We start from the raw sequence: 17,055 nt of genomic DNA, 5'->3' as shown, positions 1-17,055 counted from the left end.
GCAGTGAAACCGCTTAGCGCCGATGGTAGTGTGGGGTCTCCCCATGCGAGAGTAGGTCATCGTCAGGCACTTATAATGAAAAATCCCCCCAGGGCTGATGCCTTGGGGGATTTTTTTTGCGTGAAGGATAAGTCGTGAATCGTGAGTAAGAAAACTCACACTGACCATTCACCATTCACCATTCACCATTCACCATTCACCATTCACCATTCACCATTCACCATTCACCATTCACCATTCACCATTCACCATTCACCATTCACCATTCACCATTCACCATTCACCATTCACCATTCACCATTCACCATTCACCATTCACCACTCACCACTCACCACTCACCACTCACCACTCATCATAACGTGCGGTTTTCTGGCGTTTTATGTCAGAATGCACTCCTCAAGGAGGAATGCCCATGACTCAGATGCGCTGGGAGCAGCTACTTTCCCCACGTCGCCTTCACGATCAACGCTCAACAAGTACCCGTGAAATAGGGCGTAGTCCGTTTCACAAAGACCATGATCGAATTGTTTTCTCAGGTTCGTTCAGGCGTCTTGGGCGCAAGACTCAGGTACATCCATTAACAGAAAATGATCATATCCATACGCGCTTGACCCACTCGTTAGAAGTCGGCTGTGTGGGCCGTTCTTTGGGCATGATTGTGGGGGAGTTGCTACGCGACCGCTTGCCTGAATGGATTACGCCCGCTGATCTTGGCGTCATTGTACAAACGGCGTGCCTGGGGCATGACATTGGTAATCCCCCTTTTGGTCACGCCGGCGAGTATGCCATTCGCGACTGGTTTCAGCGTGCTCAAAGCAGTGGTCTGTTAGAAGGTCTTTCAGACGCTGAGCGCGAGGACCTGCTGACCTACGAAGGCAACGCCCAGGGTTTTCGGGTGATTACCCAGATTGAATATAACCAGTTTAATGGCGGGATGCGGCTTTCTGCAGCCACGCTGGGTGCGCTGCTTAAATACCCTTGGACGGTGGGTTATAGCGGTCGAGCGGGTAAATTCGGCGCGTATCAATCAGAGCAGGCCCTGCTCAAAGAGGTTGCTGAAGCGGTAGGTTTGTTGCCCAATGGAGAGCAGCGTTGGTGCCGCCACCCGCTGGCTTGGCTAGTCGAGGCGGCCGATGATATTTGTTATGCGCTTCTGGATCTGGAAGATGGTTTGGAGATGGGCATTCTGCGCTATGAAGAGGTTGTCGAGATACTGCGCCAGATTGCCGGGGAGTTCCCGCCTGAATATGCCGATATGCAAGCGCGTAACGTGTCCCAGCGTCGCCGCATTGCGCTGTTGCGAGGCGCTGCCATGGAGCGTGCCGTCAATGAGGTCGGCGCAGTATTTGTACAGCACGAACAGTCTCTGCTAAGCGGTACGCTTAGTGACGACCTATTAGAGCTGTGCCATCCCGATTTGGGCTGGGGCGTGCAAGCGGCTAAGCAACTGGCTCGAGAGCGTATTTTTCAAAACGAGCGTAAGGCAAAATTAGAGATTGGCGCCTATACGACGCTGGGTATTCTTTTGGAAGCCTTTATAGGCGCTGCTCATGAGCTTCACCATACGGGGCACTCATCGTTTAAACATCAACGTGTGCTGGCTCTAATTGGCGAAAATACCCCGCTGCCTTCTTGGCCCCTCTACGATAGTTACCGTCGAATGCTGGACTTTATCGGCGGGATGACGGATCACTATGCAGTGGACCTAGCGCAAGAGATGGGTGGGCGTCTACGCGGTGATTAGGCCAGAGTACTTATACTGACGGTTGGCGTAAGTGCTTTAATTCCATTAGTTTGGCGCGCTCCAGTAGAACATTAATAACCTTGTCATGGATCGCGTCATTGAGCGGACCGGGCGTTAGCTCCGTTATCTGTTGAGCTAAGGTATCTCCGCTTACCACTAGGATATCTGGGGCAGCCTCGCTGTTATCTATCTTCCAGCCAGGTAATACCAGTACGCCACGCACCGGCACAGGCACGCCACAACGCCGCTCTAACCAATGGGTAAGCCAGCTAACCCCTTGGCGTGTTTTATGCAGTGGTCGGCGCTCTTGCCAGTGTGGAAAACGCAATCGCTCGCGCTCCACCGCCACTGTGTTGAGCTCGTTGCCATCGGTGCCAATCGCGAGAGTTCTTGCCCGTGTCTCGACCACAAACACCCCATGGGGGGTTACTACCACGTGATCGATGGTGAAGCTGTCGGTGGGAACATCATGGAACACGTAGTAGGGGTGCGCATCGGGGCGGACTAATCGCTCCAACTCTTGGCCAACGGCAAGCTCGCAAGCTAAACCCAATTTTAGCCGCCGAATACGCTGATAATCGCGCACCAATAGCAATGAAAACGTGAGTACCAGTAGCGTGCTGAGCAGCCCATACAGGGCCCATTCCACCCAATCCTGCCGGTCAACAAACAGCATTCGGCCCATACCATACACCAACGGCGCCAAGCTGATGATAGGCCCTAATGCGCCGTTTAAAAATAGGCTGGAAAACGCTTGGTCAAGGCGGTGCCGCAGTGCTTGGCCTGGTTCGTGCAGAGGCGCGTTAAAGGGGGAGTGAACGCGAGCATCATGTAGGCTACGCAGCGCAAGGACAATACTAGCCATTGCCGCCATGGGGAATAAAAAAATCAGGGGTAGCAAGTATTCCAGCCAAGCCATTGCAGTGCCTTGCTCTATAGCGACTCACCTGATGGTAAGTCCCGATAATAAGTTATAGTGGTGTAGAGGCTTCAACCGCCAGCGAATTTAACCTGGTAGCCAAGGGCAAGCAGCTCTTGGCGCAGGGTGTCGCGATGGTCGCCTTGTATTTCGATGATACCCTCTTTAACTGACCCACCCGTTCCGCAACGCTTTTTAAGCGTTTTAGCTAACGTTTTAAGCTCATCGCTGGGTAAAGGGATACCGCTTACGGTGGTCACACCTTTGCCTTTCCTACCGCTTGTTTCTCGCCGAATACGTACCACACCATCAAGAGCAGCCAAGCGCTGCTGCTCGCTCATCTCGTCACACTGACAGGCTTCAAGAGCTTCCCGGCAGATGGGGCAGGTTTTGCCATGTTCGGTGGAGTAAACCAGTCCACCTAACTGATCACGCAAAGAGGCCATTATCATCCTCCTATCGAGTGTTGAGGCACAGGTGTTTGCCAATATTCACGCGTGAGTCGCTCCACTACGGCAGGTAATTGATACATATTACTGATCATAATGGCATTTTCAGGCGTTGTTTCGGCATCGGGGAAACGGTTTAAATGAATCACCGTCATACCCGCTTGAAGCGCCGCACGGACGCCTACCAAAGCATCGTCTATGGCAATACAGTCACGCGCTGCATAGCCCATAATACTCGCTGCATGGAGATGTAAACAGGGTTCAGGTTTCCAGCAATTAGCGGTATAGCCACTGAAAAAGCGTTTTCCGAAGTATTGACTAAGCCCCGTGGCCTCTAATGCCGTGTGGATTTTGCTTTCGGGTCCGTTAGAAACCACCGCACTGGGATAAGACGCTAGGATATCCAACGTTTCACGAGCACCTGGTATAGTCGTCAACTCCTGAGCAAGCCTAGTGGCCAGATTTGCCCGCATTGAGGTTTCCATGCGATCAAGTTTGTCAGGGTCAACAGTGCCGTAGCGCTGTTGTAGCTCAGCAACGATGCGCCGAAAGCGCGCTCCACGAAACTCGCCAAGATAATCAGTAGTCGCAAAAGGCAGGCCTACTGAATTAAGTCCGATAGCCATCTCTTCGGCCAGTAGCGGCTCACTATCGACGAGGGTGCCATCACAGTCAAACAGCAAAAGTGGGAGCGGCATTGCGCGGTTCCTTGCAGCGGCTTAAGCGCTGCCAGTATTGGTTTAAGCCATCCATACTGCTATTGAACGGGATTTTACGCTATTTGTGAACACTGTTTTGTTATTTTTTGCTTGCCTACACGATACGCTTACACCAGCTTAAACGGCTACGCTCAATTTGTTGCCTGCCGCAACCTATAACTTGGCTTAGTAAACGCTTCATTGTGAGCGTTGGGAACAGCTAAGCTGTAATGGCGATATGCATATCTACAGAAGTCTGCACTGAAGAGAGAGTAGGGATACACTATTCTGTTATAACCACAACATGGAGAACACCTAATGCGATTAACCCCTTGGTTGCTACCTTTTGCACTTAGCGCTGCTTTATTAACGACCACGAGCTATGTGTTTGCTGATAATCATGAATCTGAGAGTGAACAGCAAAAGCCTCTGGATGATGAGGCGCTTGAAGAAGAGTACGGTATTAAAGCGGGATCAGTGCAGCGTGACGAAGATGAAGGCGCTTCTTCTAGCGATTCCGAAGGTGCTGATGAGCAGTCGCGCGTCAGCGAAGAAGAAGAAGAGGAAGAAAAGGGCGAAGAAGAAGCAACTCGTGCAGGTGAAGATGACGTAGCGCTAGAGCCTGGCGACAGTGAAGAGAGAAATCCCGAAGCTGGCACGGGTGGTACCGGTAGCCCAGAAGATGCTATTCACGATAGCGAGGAAGAGAATAGCAAAGAGAACAAGGATGACACTGAGGATAACGAGTAACCTCAGTGCCCGGTGTACTACTTGGCAAGCCGCCGCGAATTAGCACTGCTGCGTTGATGATAAGGTTTCATTGTGTGCTTGCTGGTTACCCACCAAGGGGCTAACTGCCCATTCATTGAGTTGAATAGCGCTTTTTGCATGACGAGGCCAGCTTCCATGCTGGCCTCGAGTTTTTCCGTGACCATGCGCTGATTCTCTTGCATCATTTTAGGGCTGAAGAATGGCTGTGTTTGCCATAAATGATTGCGCATAGTGATGGTTGATAAAGAGGTGGACCATAGCTCAAACGCCATAACCCCGACTTTCCATACATCAAACATTGCCACTGGCGTCGTGGGCATAAAAGTTAGTGTAGATGTGCGGTTCATAAAAAGGTTGCCTCTCTGTTGGAACATGAAAGCTCATGGCTGCTTCTCAGTGTTGGTGCATCAATGCTGCAATGCAATATCTATTTCGTTAGGCATAACTTGTGTTATCAAAAAAGAGCTGCAAAAAAAAGTTACAAAAAAAGACGACCAAGCAGGCCGTCTTTTTTGAAGCTCGGTCATCTATGCGTTTATTTTACTTTGGGAGCCAGCTCGCCGCGCTCATAGCGTAGGAACATCTCTTCCAGGTTGATCGGCTTAATCTTGCTGGCGTTGCCGGCTGTACCGAAAGCTTCGTAGCGAGCGATACACAGGTCGCGCATCGCTGTAACGGTTTCCTTCAAGAACTTGCGCGGGTCGAATTCAGCGGGATTCTGGGCCAAAAAACGCCGCACCGCACCGGTGGACGCCAGGCGCAGGTCAGTATCGATATTAACCTTGCGCACACCGTGCTTAATACCCTCAACGATCTCTTCGACGGGCACACCGTAAGTTTCCGGAATCTCGCCGCCGTACTGGTTAATCACTTCCAGCCACTCCTGAGGAACAGAGGAGGAGCCGTGCATGACGAGGTGGGTATCCGGAATGCGTGCATGAATCTCTTTAATACGCTGAATAGAGAGCGTGTCACCCGTCGGCGGCTTGGTAAATTTATAAGCGCCGTGACTGGTGCCAATCGCAATCGCCAACGCGTCCACGTGAGTCTTTTTCACAAAATCGGCGGCTTCTTCGGGGTCTGTCAGCAACTGTTCCATATCCAGCTTGCCTTCAGCGCCGATGCCGTCTTCTTCTCCGGCCATGCCCGTTTCGAGACTGCCCAGGCAGCCCAACTCGCCTTCAACGGAAACGCCACAGGCGTGAGCCATTTCCACCGTGCGACGGGTAACATTGACGTTATAGTCGTAGTCAGTCGGTGTTTTGCCGTCTTCTCCCAATGAGCCGTCCATCATCACAGACGAGAAGCCGAGCTGAATTGAACGCTGGCAAACCGCAGGGCTGGTGCCGTGATCCTGATGCATGACAACAGGGATATGCGGAAACTCTTCAACGGCTGCCAAAATCAAATGGCGAAGAAAAGGGGCGCCAGCATACTTGCGCGCACCGGCAGAGGCCTGCACGATGACCGGTGAGTCGGTGGCATCGGCGGCTTCCATAATGGCGCGCATTTGCTCAAGGTTGTTGACGTTGAACGCCGGAATGCCGTAGCCATATTCGGCGGCGTGGTCGAGCATCTGGCGCATGCTGATCAGAGCCATGAAATCACCTTATCCTGAGTTTTTAAAAACACGTTATTAAAAATACGTTTTAAACGGAGCTGTTAAAACCACTACTTCCGGCTGCGAGCGTGCAGGTTTGAGTCGTTTAATGTTAACCGTGTTTGGCAGCGGCTTCGAGAGCCGCAACGGCAGGCAACTGCTTGCCTTCCACATACTCAAGGAAGGCACCGCCGCCAGTGGAAATGTACGACACGTGATCTGCAATCGCATATTTATCAATAGCCGCTAACGTATCGCCACCTCCCGCAATCGAGAAAGCTGCGCTATCCGCAATGGCCTGAGCGATGACCTGAGTGCCTTTACCAAACTGATCGATTTCAAATACGCCGACAGGGCCATTCCATAGAATAGTGCCTGCGTCTTTCAACATACCCGCCAAGTGAGCCGCGGTGTCTGGGCCAATATCCAGAATCATTTCATTATCGGCCACTTGATCGACCGGTTTGACGACAGCCTGTGCCGACTCAGAGAACTCGGTGGCAACAACAACATCGGTCGGGAGCGGAATCGAAACCTTTTCCATCAGCGCTTTCGCTTGGCCAACCAAATCGGCTTCGTGGAGTGATTTGCCGACATTGTACCCCGCCGCGGCAATAAAGGTGTTGGCAATCCCCCCGCCGACAATCAGCTGGTCGCATTTTTCAGCCAATGCGGTAAGTACATCGAGCTTAGTCGATACTTTTGAGCCACCAACGATGGCCGCCATTGGGCGTGCGGGATGCGCCAACGCCTTTTCTAACGCATCGAGCTCTTGGGCAAGCAATGGCCCTGCGCAGGCACTCGGTGCAAAACGTGCGACGCCATGGGTAGAGGCTTGTGCGCGGTGGGCGGTGCCAAAAGCGTCCATCACAAAGAGATCGCAGAGTGCGGCGTATTGTTTCGCCAACTGTTCATCGTCTTTTTTCTCGCCGCTATTAAAGCGCACGTTTTCAAGCAGTACGATGTCGCCGTTAGCGAGATCAAGCGTTTCGCCGACCTTTTCACCGAGGTAGGTTTTGATCAGCGGCACTGGGCGGCCTAACAGTTCACCTAAGTGCTCCGCTACCGGCGCGAGGGAAAACTCCTCGGCGGGTTGACCTTCGGTGGGGCGCCCTAAATGGCTCATTAACATCACTTTAGCCCCAGCCTGCGCAGCCGCTTGAATCGTCGGCAGTGCGGCTCGCAGACGAGCGTCGCTGGAGACGCGGCCATGTTTGATGGGCACATTCAGGTCTTCACGGATCAGCACGCGTTGCCCTTCCAAGGGAAGATCGGTCATCTTTTTCACGTTCATGTGAGCGGTTTCCTCGTGTTTTATGCCGTTGAACTAACTATGAGCAAGTCATGCAAACAGGTTATGTGTCTGTCGAAAGCCTAGCCAATCGTTGACTGATATCGAGCATACGATTAGCGAACCCCCATTCGTTATCGAACCAACACAGCAACTTGATAAGACGTTGACCGGCTACTCGGGTTTGAGTGGCGTCCAGAATGCCTGAGCGCGGGTCATGATTGAAATCGACTGACGCCATAGGCGCTTCAGTATAGCCAAGCACACCTTTTAAGCGCTGCTGGCTGGCGGCCAGCAATATCGCATTCACGTCATCGCGATGGGTGTCACGGCTGACGGTGAGGGCTAGATCCATAACAGAAACATTGATAGTAGGAACGCGCACGTGCAGGCACTCAAAGCGCCCCGCTAGATGCGGCATTAAGCGGCTAATGCCAAGTGCCAGACCGGTATCCACCGGCACAATTGAGTGCATCGCAGAACGGGTGAGACGTAAGTCAGTTTGGTGATAAGCATCGATCACTGGCTGATCGTTCATGGCCGAGTGAATCGTGGTGGTGACACCGTGCTCAAGGCCGAGTGTTTCATCCAGAACCGTCAAAAGCGGCACAAGGCAGTTAGTCGTGCACGAAGCGGCAGAAAGAATGCGCTGGGAAAGGTTCAGCTTATCTTCATTAATGCCCCATACGATAGTGGCGTCGACATCATTTTCCGCTGGCTGAGAAAACAGCAGCCGTTTAGCGCCTGCTGCTAGATGTTGCTCGGCGGTGGCACGATCTTTGAAACTTCCCGAACACTCAAGCACCAGGTCCACTTCAAGCGCTTTCCAGGGTAGCTTCCGTGGGTCTTGTTCGCAGAGCACCTGAATGCGCTGACCATTGACGATAAGGGACTGACCGTCGCTATCGACGTCTCCAGGGAAGCGACCATGAGTCGTGTCGTAACGGGTCAGGTAGGTAATGGTAGCAAGGTCAGAGAACTCATTAATGGCAACTATTTCAATCTCAGGATGATGCCGCTCAACGAGCGCCCGCAAAACGCACTGGCCAATACGACCGTAACCGTTAATGGCAATGCGATATCTGGAAGCAGAATTAGCCATGCAGAAGGGCGACTCTTAAAAGTGGTTCAATGATTAAAATGACGTTGAAAACCAGTAATGATAACGCATTTCAGCCAGCGATTCTTATCATTGGCCCGTCCCAATCAACTGCCCATGCCGACTAGCCGCCAGGCAAGCGGCAGCAGCACCGCAGTGAATATACCCGTGAGGCTCATTCCCAGGGACGCGAATGCCCCGGCGGTGGGGCTGAGCTCAAATGCCCTGACGGTACCAATCGCATGGCCGTTAAGCCCCAGGGCAAAACCGATTAAGCGGTCATCATCGATATCCAACCAACGCGCGGCGAGGCTAACACAAGGAATCGTGATCACACCGGTGACCAGCAGTGCTCCTAGTAGCAGTGCTACCGTGCCGCCAAGCTGTTCAGTAATACCGATCGCAATCGGCGCAGTCACCGATTTAGCGGCAATTGAAGCGAGTATCGTATCCGAGCTACCCAACAACCAAGCGATTGCCAGCGAATAGAAAGCCGCCAGGGTTGCAGCAACGGGCAAACAAATCGCCAAAGGCCGCCATAACTCAACGATACGTGGCAACTGCTGATAAAGCGGCATGCCCAGCGCCACCGTGGCGGGTCCCAAAAGCACAGTCAGCCACGTAGCACCCTGCTGATAGGTGGCGTAAGGCAGTCCTATCAGCGCTAACGCCCCCGCCAGCAGTAGCGCCGCGATCAAAATAGCGGGAAGCCAAGAGGGGCGCTTTAAACGCTGGAACAGACCGCTACCAAGTAAATAAGCGGTGAGCGTTAACCCCACCGCAAACAACGGAGTAGTGGTTAATAGGGTGAGCAGCGATGTCTCAGCGGACATAGGGTTGCCCGATTAGTCGCTTGAGTAACCACAGCGTAGTAAACACACTGAGTAATGTGCCTAGCACTAGCGCAATAAGGATAGCGGTCCACTGTCCCGCTAGCTCGCCAATGATAAAAAATACACCGACAACGCCGGGCATAATCAGCATGGCGAGCAAGGCAATTAGCGGCTGGGCGGCAGCTGCAATGCTGGTAGGAACTCGGCCTCGTACGGCGAGAGTCGCACAGAGCAGCAGCATGCCAATGACGCCTGAAGAGATCGGCAAAGCGGTGAAGTGGATCACCACTTCACCGATCAGCCAGTAGCTAATCAGCCATAGAAAGCCACTGAGTACCGGCATGATTTAGCCGAGCAATTCGTTGGCTTGCTTGACCACATTCTCGACGGTAAAGCCGAAGTGCTTGAACAGATCACCCGCCGGGGCCGATTCGCCGTAAGTTGTCATACCAATGACACGGCCTTCCAGGCCCACATACTTGTACCAGTAGTCGGCGTGAGCGGCTTCAATCGCGATACGCTTGGTGACTGCCTTAGGCAGTACGCTCTCGCGGTATTCAGCATCTTGACCGTTGAAGCGATAGGCCGAAGGCATGGAAACCACACGTACCGCCTTACCCTGCTGTTCAAGCTCGACGGCGGCATCCATCGCCAGACCGACTTCAGAACCGGTCGCAATCAGAATCAGCTCGGGCGTGCCTTCGCTATCCTTAAGCACATAGGCGCCGTTCTGAATGGCTGCCAGCTGCGCTTTAGTGCGCTGCTGGTGAGGCAGGTTTTGGCGTGACAGCACCAGCGCGGTGGGTCCCGAGTGGCGCTTGATAGCTGCATCCCATGAGGCGGCAGTTTCTACCGCATCACATGGCCGCCAGGTGTTTAGGTTAGGCGTGGTGCGCAGGTTGGTGAGCTGCTCGACTGGCTGGTGAGTTGGGCCATCTTCACCCAGGCCGATAGAGTCGTGGGTAAAGACGTAAATCACTTGCTGACCCATCAACGACGCCATGCGAATGGAGTTACGCATGTACTCCATAAACAGCAAGAAGGTAGCGCCGTAAGGCACCAGTCCGCCGTGCAGGGCGATCCCGTTCATGATTGCACCCATGCCAAACTCACGGACACCGTAGTGCAGGTAGTTGCCGCTGGCATCTTCCGGCGTGATCGCTTTAGCACCTTTCCAAAAGGTCAGGTTTGAGGGTGCCAGATCGGCGCTGCCGCCCAACAGTTCCGGCATTTGGGGGCCGATCACATTCAGTGCTTCAAACGAGGCTTTACGCGATGCGATGGTCTCGCCGCGCTCCTGCGACTGTTCAATCAATGCTTCTGTGGGCAGTTTCGCAGGCAACTGACGCTTCATGCGACGAGTGAATTCACGTGCTTCCGTGGGGAAGGCCTCCGCATAGCGGGCAAAGCGATCTTCCCACGCCTGCTGCGCAGACTTACCGGCTTCACGGGCATCCCAGGCAGAGTAGATGGGCTCAGGGATATGGAAGGGTGCGTGGGGCCAGTCAAGCTGGGTGCGGGCCAGGGCCACTTCTTCATCGCCTAATGGCGCGCCGTGAGCATCCTCTTTACCCTGCTTGTTGGGGGCGCCAAAGCCAATGATAGTCTTACAGATAATCAGGCTGGGTTTATCAGCGTGGCTCTTGGCCAGCTCTATCGCCGCTTTTATCTCTTCCGGCTTGTGGCCATCCACGTTTGGTACTACGTGCCAGCCGTAAGCTTCAAAGCGCTTGGCGGTATCGTCGGTAAACCAACCTTCGACCTCACCATCAATAGAGATGCCATTGTCATCGTAAATTGCGATCAATTTACCCAGCTGATGGGTACCCGCGAACGACGCCGCTTCGTGGGAGATTCCTTCCATCACGCACCCGTCACCCAAAAAACACCAGGTGTGGTGGTCAACAATGGTATGGCCAGGGCGGTTGAACTGGGCCGCCAAGGTTTTTTCCGCAATGGCAAAGCCCACGGCGTTGGCAAAGCCCTGGCCGAGTGGACCTGTGGTGGTCTCGATACCCGGCGCATAGCCAAATTCTGGGTGACCAGCGGTGGGCGAGTGCAACTGGCGGAAATTTTGCAGCTGTTCGAGGCTAAGGTCGTAGCCGCTTAAGTGCAGCAGTGAATAAAGCAGCATGGAGCCGTGGCCATTGGAAAGCACGAACCGGTCACGATCGGCCCACTTAGGGTCTTCGGGGTTGTGCTTGAGGTAGTCATTCCATAGCACCTCGGCAATATCCGCCATGCCCATGGGCGCACCAGGGTGGCCGGACTTGGCCTTCTGAACGGCATCCATGGAAAGCGCACGAATGGCATTGGCTAGCTCAAAACGGGATGGCATGGGGGTGCTCCTCGCCTGAAAACGGAAATTATAAAGGCGCTATTGTCGCTGACTTCCCATGTGGCGGCAAATGTAGTGGAAAATTCTGGTAAGCACGTTCTGGGAAGCATCGCCGACAGCGTGTAGACTCTGCCTCCCGAGGTGGTGGAGAACGTCATACTGCCGCTTCACTAATATGGGCAGGGGTCACCTGCCATGATTTCCTGCTGATGCTGTGGATTACAGGCAGCCGTCATACAGAGGGTCGAGTGCGCGATGAGCGAATATTCCCTGTTTACCTCCGAGTCCGTCTCCGAAGGTCACCCCGATAAAATTGCCGATCAGATTTCTGACGCGGTGTTAGATGCCATTATCGCCCGTGATAAACAGGCGCGTGTTGCCTGTGAAACCATGGTGAAAACCGGGGTGGCGATCATTGCCGGTGAAATTACCACCTCAGCCTGGGTTGATTTAGAAACCCTCGTGCGCGATGTGATTATTAGCATCGGCTATAACTCGTCTGACGTCGGTTTTGACGGTGCGACCTGCGGCGTGGTTAACCTGATCGGTAAGCAGAGTGTCGACATTGCCCAGGGGGTTGATCGCACCAAGCCGGAAGACCAGGGCGCTGGCGACCAGGGCCTGATGTTTGGTTACGCGACTAACGAAACCGATTCGTTTATGCCCGCGCCGATCCACTACTCGCACCGTTTAGTCGAGCGTCAAGCCGAACTGCGTAAGAACGGTCTGTTGCCGTGGCTGCGTCCGGACGCCAAAAGCCAAGTAACCTTTCGCTATAACGCCCAAGGCCAGCCCTGTGGTGTGGATGCCATTGTTCTCTCCACTCAGCACGATCCTGAGATTAATCAGGAGGATCTGCGCAAAATGATCAAGCGTGAGGTCATTGAGCAAGTAATCCCCGCAGAGTGGCTGGATGAGAACACCCAGTACCACATTAACCCAACCGGTAAGTTCGCCATTGGCGGTCCGGTAGGCGATTGTGGCCTAACCGGGCGCAAGATCATCGTTGACACCTATGGCGGCATGGCACGCCACGGTGGTGGCGCGTTCTCGGGTAAAGATCCTTCTAAGGTTGACCGTAGCGCCGCCTATGCGGGCCGCTATGTGGCGAAGAACATCGTAGCCGCGGGCCTGGCTGACAAATGCGAGATTCAGGTCTCCTACGCAATTGGGGTTGCTGATCCCACCTCGGTCTCTATTGATACCTTCGGTACCGGTAAGATTGACGATAGGCAGATCGTTGCGCTGGTACGCGAACATTTCGACCTGCGGCCCTACGCGATTACCAAAATGCTTGATCTGCTACACCCGATGTACCAACTCACCGCTGCTTATGGCCACTTTGGTCGGGCGCCGTTTGAGCACAGCTATACGTGGAGCGATGATAAAGGCGAACAGCATACGGAAACCTTTACCGCCTTCCCGTGGGAAAAAATTGATAAAGCCGATGCGCTGCGTCAGTCGGCCAATTTGTAAGCCATTCGCTACACTGTTTGTAAGCAATAGATGAAATCGCCCCTTTGGCTCCGGCCAAGGGGCTTTTTTTATGCTTTATTTCAAAATCCTGCGCTAGGCTAAGCCTAAAGGCCTATGGGATAACGCTAGGGGTAAGTAATGCTGTTGAGTGTGCGAACTTGGCTGTTGGGTAGCCTGATCTGGCTTGTCACTTTTTCCGCACAGGCTGCCAATTGCCCTGCTTGGCCGAAAGAGCGCTTAGCCAACGAAAGCCAAGCATTAGCCGAACAGGTCCAGCGCTGGGATATTGCCTATCATGACGAGGGCGTTGCACTGGTCGACGATGCCCTTTATGACCAAGCCGTGGAGCGCCTAGCAACGTGGCAGCGCTGTTTAGGCACCGAGCTCAACCATCGACCGCTTTCACGAGTGACACACAGTCGCGGCACCCTTGATCATCCGGCGGCACAGCGTGGGCTTAACAAGGCTGATGAAGATGAAGTCAGGCGCTTTACCAGCCGGCGCGAAGATCTATGGATTCAGCCTAAAGTGGACGGTGTGGCGATTACGCTGCGCTATGCTGATGGTGAATTGGTTGAAGCCGTTAGCCGTGGCGATGGCGAGCGGGGCCAAGATTGGACGAACCGAGTGCGTCCGCTACCTGCTGTACCCAATACGCTGCCCGAGCCTATTTCTGCGCTACTCCAGGGCGAGCTTTACTGGCAGCTAAATCAGCACGTGCAGGCACGCTCCCCTGCCTCGGGCGCCCGCGGGGCAGTGGCGGGAGCAATGGCGCAATCCTCTCCCACAGAGGCCACCCTTGAACGTATTGGCCTGTTTGTTTGGGGCTGGCCCGATGGCCCTACTGTTATGGGCGAGCGTTTAACACGTCTTACCACCCTGGGCTTTGATACTGCCAACTATACCCAACCGCTGGATGATCGTCGCGACGCCGCTTATTGGCGGGATAGCTGGTTCAACGGCCCGCTGCCGTTTGCCACCGATGGCGTGGTGATCAAACAAGCTGAACGTCCTGGTATTCGCCGCTGGTCATCATCGCCCCCTGAGTGGGCCATCGCTTGGAAATACACTGCTCAACAAGCGCTGGCGGAAGTGCGTGGTGTTGAATTTCGCGTTGGGCGTACCGGGCGTGTGACACCGCTGGTGTGGCTCAACCCAGTAAGGTTAGAGGGGCGTCGCATCAGCCGCGTCTCGCTAGGCTCGCTGGCGCGTTGGGAGTCATTGGATATTCGCCCCGGCGACCAAGTGGCCGTTTCTCTGGCGGGCCTAACGATTCCTCAGCTAACGGAGGTAGTTTGGCATACTCAAGAACGTTCGCCGCTGAGCGCGCCTTCAGCGCAGCGTTACCACCTGCTGAGCTGTTTTGAATTAACCCCAGGCTGCGAGGCACAGCTGCTGGCGCGGCTTTCCTATCTTGGCGAAGAGCTAGGTATGCAGGGTATTGGCGAAGGTACCTGGCAAGCGCTAATGAGCGCGGGTGTAGTGACCCAGTTACTGGATTGGCTGAACGCTGAGCCGCGTCAACTGCAGGAAGCTTATGGTATTGGCCAGGTCACTGCCGCCGCGCTCACTGACCAGTTTCAAATCGCTCAGGGTAAGCCTTTTGCGGCATGGCTGAGTGCGCTCGGTGCGCCGCCAGGTAGCGACGCGGTACGCGCTGATTGGGATGATTTAGCGAGCTACCAGCGCGAAGAGTGGCAAGCCGTTCCAGGCGTCGGCCCGGTGCGCGCTGATGCGCTGGTGGCGTTTTTTAGCCATCCCGAGATACAGCGCATGGCTCGGCAGCTTAACGAAGCGGGTGTTGCCGGCTTTTAATCGCTAATTTTTAATTACTAACCAAGCCCGGTAAGGCGCAGCATCAAGCCCAGGTAGAGGGGAATCAGCAGCGGTGCAAGTAAAGTCGTGACCAGCACCGCTAACGCACCTTTTTGCGGCTGAATGCCCAGTTCCATGGCGACCACCACAACATTAGCGGCCATAGGCACTACGCCTATCAGCAGCAGTGCCATGGCCAGCTCCGTGGAAAGAGGCGCCACCCACTGCAAGATCAAAACGGCCAGTAGCATGACCAGCGGCCACATTAGGTAGCGCAGGCCCACGCAAGTGGCTACAAAGCGCGAATCCCAGGCGGAAAGCGTCACCTGACTGAGCGTCATGCCAATAATCATCATGCCCAGCAGCGTGTAGGTGGCGGGGAATACTGCCAGCGAACTCATTACTCCTGCGGGCAGCGTTATCTCAAAGACGCTCAGTAGTAACGCTAATAAGAACGCGTAAATAAGCGGTAGGCGTGAAATCTTGATCAAACTTTCGCGGACCGAGAAGCGCCCGCGCGCACTGAGATAGAAGCCCACGGTGAATTCGTAAATATTGATCCCCAGCATGCAGAACAGGTAAAGCGTCACGCCCTCAGCCGGTAGCAGAATCAATGCAATCGGTAAGCCAAAATAGCCGGTGTTGCCCGTCCCTGAGGAGAACGCCAGCAGGGCTGCTTCCTGCTCACCAAAGCGGTGGTGAGTGATGCGCTGTACCACCAGAGCCATCAGGCTTGTTAAAATGAACAGCGCTAATGTCAGCAGCAAGTAGTCAGGTGTAGGACCACCGTTCATCAATGCACGAAAAATGGTGAAGGGGGCAATCAGGTAAACCAATAGCGTAGCGATCGGGCGAGGGTCTAGTTTAAGCCGTTGGGCGGCAAGCCAGCCTAACGCCACATAGCTTAGTAACATCAGTAGCGGCCCAACCAGTGCCCCAGGTGCAAGATCCATCTACCCTCCCATGAAATGTGTTGTGACTGGCGAACATGAGCCGAATTAAAGGCCGAGCGTGGAATCTTTCATTAGCCCCAGCGCAATGGAACAGCGAGAATACCCCAAAATATCATTTCTATTGAGCTAAAAAGGAACTCCCATGAGCAGCCACGAGCATCCGCTAGGTATCAGCTTTGAATTCTTCCCGCCCAATACCGATGCTGGGCGCGAAAAGCTAATACATGTTCGTGATGAACTGGCCGCCCGCAAGCCGCGTTTTTTCTCAGTCACCTATGGCGCCGGTGGGTCCACCCAGGCGCGTACCCGTGAAGTGGTGCGAGCGGTGAGTGAGAGTGGCATTACCACCGCGCCGCACCTCTCCTGCATTGGTAGCGAGAAAGCGCAATTACGCGACCTGCTGGCTCAGTACCGCGAGGAGGGCGTGGATAGTCTAGTCGCGCTGCGAGGTGATATGCCTTCAGGTATGGGAAGCATTGGCGAGTTGCGTTATGCCAACGAACTGGTTGAATTTATTCGTGCGGAAACCGGCGACCATTTCGATATTGCTGTCGCTGCTTACCCTGAATCGCATCCACAGGCCGCCAACCTGGATAAGGATGTGGAAAATTTCGTACGCAAAATGAAGGCGGGGGCCAATATGGCCATTACCCAATACTTCTTCACCGCTGATGCCTACTTCAACTTCGTTGATAAAGCCCGAGCGCTGGGCGTCAAGCAGCCAATTATTCCCGGCATTATGCCGATTACCAACTACACCAAGCTGGCGCGATTCTCTGACGCTTGCGGCGCTGAGATCCCGCGTTGGATTCGCAAGCAGTTAGAGTCCTATGGCGACGACAGCGAAGCGATTGCCGCTTTCGGGACTGATGTGGTGAGCCGTCTTTGCCAACGGTTGTTGGAGGGAGGCGCGCCGGGGCTGCACTTCTATACGCTTAACCAGGCGACGCCGGTGCTCAAAATCGTCGACAACCTGACGGATTAATCTCGTTGTGTGACCAGCTTTGCACGTATGAAAAACCCCGCTCAACAATCGTTGAGCGGGGTTTTTTAGGCTTGCTGATGAGT

16 protein-coding genes are annotated in these 17,055 nt (G+C 54.2%); 5 read left to right on the top strand and 11 right to left on the bottom strand.

The window, feature by feature from the left end:
• The first annotated feature begins 413 nt into the window (after positions 1 to 413).
• The gene (locus ACUVOF_RS21525; RefSeq protein ID WP_447046268.1) at positions 414 to 1,745 is read left to right on the top strand and encodes a deoxyguanosinetriphosphate triphosphohydrolase; all 1,332 of its coding nucleotides are present in this window, start codon (positions 414 to 416) and stop codon (positions 1,743 to 1,745) included.
• Positions 1,746 to 1,755: 10 nt separating this feature from the next.
• Here ACUVOF_RS21525 and ACUVOF_RS21520 read toward each other — a convergent pair whose 3' ends face one another.
• From ACUVOF_RS21520 to ACUVOF_RS21510, 3 genes are all read right to left on the bottom strand, one after another.
• Entirely contained in the window at positions 1,756 to 2,664 is a 909-nt protein-coding gene (locus tag ACUVOF_RS21520) for a nuclease-related domain-containing protein (protein ID WP_447046267.1), read from the bottom strand.
• Between the two features lie 71 nt (positions 2,665 to 2,735).
• Positions 2,736 to 3,110 carry a translation initiation factor Sui1 gene (locus tag ACUVOF_RS21515; RefSeq protein ID WP_447046266.1) on the bottom strand — a complete coding sequence of 125 codons (375 nt, stop codon included), beginning with the start codon at positions 3,108 to 3,110 and terminating at the stop codon, positions 2,736 to 2,738.
• Between the two features lie 2 nt (positions 3,111 to 3,112).
• Complete coding sequence (locus ACUVOF_RS21510) at positions 3,113 to 3,811, bottom strand: HAD family hydrolase (RefSeq protein WP_113271227.1); 699 nt, start codon at positions 3,809 to 3,811, stop codon at positions 3,113 to 3,115.
• Positions 3,812 to 4,129: 318 nt separating this feature from the next.
• Here ACUVOF_RS21510 and ACUVOF_RS21505 point away from each other — a divergent pair, with 318 nt between their 5' ends.
• Positions 4,130 to 4,561, top strand: a complete 432-nt coding sequence (locus tag ACUVOF_RS21505; protein WP_447046265.1) for a hypothetical protein — start codon at positions 4,130 to 4,132, stop codon at positions 4,559 to 4,561.
• 17 nt (positions 4,562 to 4,578) lie between these two features.
• On the opposite strand, the gene ACUVOF_RS21500 is transcribed toward ACUVOF_RS21505, so the two are convergent.
• From ACUVOF_RS21500 to tkt, 7 genes are all read right to left on the bottom strand, one after another.
• Positions 4,579 to 4,929 carry a hypothetical protein gene (locus ACUVOF_RS21500; RefSeq protein WP_241524672.1) on the bottom strand — a complete coding sequence of 117 codons (351 nt, stop codon included), beginning with the start codon at positions 4,927 to 4,929 and terminating at the stop codon, positions 4,579 to 4,581.
• Positions 4,930 to 5,117: 188 nt separating this feature from the next.
• The gene (gene fba / locus ACUVOF_RS21495) at positions 5,118 to 6,182 is read right to left on the bottom strand and encodes a class II fructose-bisphosphate aldolase (protein WP_447046264.1); all 1,065 of its coding nucleotides are present in this window, start codon (positions 6,180 to 6,182) and stop codon (positions 5,118 to 5,120) included.
• 112 nt (positions 6,183 to 6,294) lie between these two features.
• Entirely contained in the window at positions 6,295 to 7,476 is a 1,182-nt protein-coding gene (locus tag ACUVOF_RS21490; protein ID WP_447046263.1) for a phosphoglycerate kinase, read from the bottom strand.
• A gap of 61 nt (positions 7,477 to 7,537) precedes the next feature.
• Positions 7,538 to 8,575 (bottom strand): type I glyceraldehyde-3-phosphate dehydrogenase, encoded by a 1,038-nt coding sequence (locus ACUVOF_RS21485; protein WP_447046262.1) that lies wholly within the window; start codon positions 8,573 to 8,575, stop codon positions 7,538 to 7,540.
• A gap of 104 nt (positions 8,576 to 8,679) precedes the next feature.
• The gene (locus ACUVOF_RS21480; protein WP_447046261.1) at positions 8,680 to 9,405 is read right to left on the bottom strand and encodes an LrgB family protein; all 726 of its coding nucleotides are present in this window, start codon (positions 9,403 to 9,405) and stop codon (positions 8,680 to 8,682) included.
• Positions 9,395 to 9,748 carry a CidA/LrgA family protein gene (locus ACUVOF_RS21475; protein ID WP_113271233.1) on the bottom strand — a complete coding sequence of 118 codons (354 nt, stop codon included), beginning with the start codon at positions 9,746 to 9,748 and terminating at the stop codon, positions 9,395 to 9,397. Before ACUVOF_RS21475 ends, ACUVOF_RS21480 begins: the two co-directional genes overlap by 11 nt.
• Before the next feature lie 3 nt (positions 9,749 to 9,751).
• Positions 9,752 to 11,743 (bottom strand): transketolase, encoded by a 1,992-nt coding sequence (gene tkt / locus ACUVOF_RS21470; RefSeq protein ID WP_447046260.1) that lies wholly within the window; start codon positions 11,741 to 11,743, stop codon positions 9,752 to 9,754.
• 255 nt (positions 11,744 to 11,998) lie between these two features.
• Here tkt and metK point away from each other — a divergent pair, with 255 nt between their 5' ends.
• Both metK and ligB read left to right on the top strand, forming a co-directional pair.
• Positions 11,999 to 13,219, top strand: a complete 1,221-nt coding sequence (metK, locus tag ACUVOF_RS21465; protein ID WP_447046259.1) for a methionine adenosyltransferase — start codon at positions 11,999 to 12,001, stop codon at positions 13,217 to 13,219.
• 138 nt (positions 13,220 to 13,357) lie between these two features.
• On the top strand, positions 13,358 to 15,034 hold the full coding sequence (gene ligB, locus ACUVOF_RS21460; protein ID WP_447046258.1) for an NAD-dependent DNA ligase LigB: 1,677 nt from the start codon (positions 13,358 to 13,360) through the stop codon (positions 15,032 to 15,034).
• Between the two features lie 17 nt (positions 15,035 to 15,051).
• Here ligB and ACUVOF_RS21455 read toward each other — a convergent pair whose 3' ends face one another.
• Positions 15,052 to 15,987, bottom strand: coding sequence for an AEC family transporter (locus ACUVOF_RS21455; RefSeq protein WP_447046257.1), 936 nt, complete (start codon positions 15,985 to 15,987; stop codon positions 15,052 to 15,054).
• A gap of 142 nt (positions 15,988 to 16,129) precedes the next feature.
• Here ACUVOF_RS21455 and metF point away from each other — a divergent pair, with 142 nt between their 5' ends.
• Positions 16,130 to 16,972, top strand: coding sequence for a methylenetetrahydrofolate reductase [NAD(P)H] (gene metF / locus ACUVOF_RS21450; protein ID WP_447046256.1), 843 nt, complete (start codon positions 16,130 to 16,132; stop codon positions 16,970 to 16,972).
• The last annotated feature ends 83 nt before the right edge of the window (positions 16,973 to 17,055 follow it).

The sequence above is a fragment of the Vreelandella sp. H-I2 genome (genome assembly GCF_052959335.1).
This window is presented reverse-complemented; position numbering and strand designations above follow the sequence as displayed.

Bases quoted from the DNA above. Each gene is read 5' to 3' on its own strand.
- ACUVOF_RS21525 (WP_447046268.1), top strand. From the start codon at position 414: ATGACTCAGATGCGCTGGGAGCAGCTACTTTCCCCACGTCGCCTTCAC.
- ACUVOF_RS21520 (WP_447046267.1), bottom strand. From the start codon at position 2,664: ATGGCTTGGCTGGAATACTTGCTACCCCTGATTTTTTTATTCCCCATG.
- ACUVOF_RS21515 (WP_447046266.1), bottom strand. From the start codon at position 3,110: ATGGCCTCTTTGCGTGATCAGTTAGGTGGACTGGTTTACTCCACCGAA.
- ACUVOF_RS21510 (WP_113271227.1), bottom strand. From the start codon at position 3,811: ATGCCGCTCCCACTTTTGCTGTTTGACTGTGATGGCACCCTCGTCGAT.
- ACUVOF_RS21505 (WP_447046265.1), top strand. From the start codon at position 4,130: ATGCGATTAACCCCTTGGTTGCTACCTTTTGCACTTAGCGCTGCTTTA.
- ACUVOF_RS21500 (WP_241524672.1), bottom strand. From the start codon at position 4,929: ATGAACCGCACATCTACACTAACTTTTATGCCCACGACGCCAGTGGCA.
- fba (WP_447046264.1), bottom strand. From the start codon at position 6,182: ATGGCTCTGATCAGCATGCGCCAGATGCTCGACCACGCCGCCGAATAT.
- ACUVOF_RS21490 (WP_447046263.1), bottom strand. From the start codon at position 7,476: ATGAACGTGAAAAAGATGACCGATCTTCCCTTGGAAGGGCAACGCGTG.
- ACUVOF_RS21485 (WP_447046262.1), bottom strand. From the start codon at position 8,575: ATGGCTAATTCTGCTTCCAGATATCGCATTGCCATTAACGGTTACGGT.
- ACUVOF_RS21480 (WP_447046261.1), bottom strand. From the start codon at position 9,405: ATGTCCGCTGAGACATCGCTGCTCACCCTATTAACCACTACTCCGTTG.
- ACUVOF_RS21475 (WP_113271233.1), bottom strand. From the start codon at position 9,748: ATGCCGGTACTCAGTGGCTTTCTATGGCTGATTAGCTACTGGCTGATC.
- tkt (WP_447046260.1), bottom strand. From the start codon at position 11,743: ATGCCATCCCGTTTTGAGCTAGCCAATGCCATTCGTGCGCTTTCCATG.
- metK (WP_447046259.1), top strand. From the start codon at position 11,999: ATGAGCGAATATTCCCTGTTTACCTCCGAGTCCGTCTCCGAAGGTCAC.
- ligB (WP_447046258.1), top strand. From the start codon at position 13,358: ATGCTGTTGAGTGTGCGAACTTGGCTGTTGGGTAGCCTGATCTGGCTT.
- ACUVOF_RS21455 (WP_447046257.1), bottom strand. From the start codon at position 15,987: ATGGATCTTGCACCTGGGGCACTGGTTGGGCCGCTACTGATGTTACTA.
- metF (WP_447046256.1), top strand. From the start codon at position 16,130: ATGAGCAGCCACGAGCATCCGCTAGGTATCAGCTTTGAATTCTTCCCG.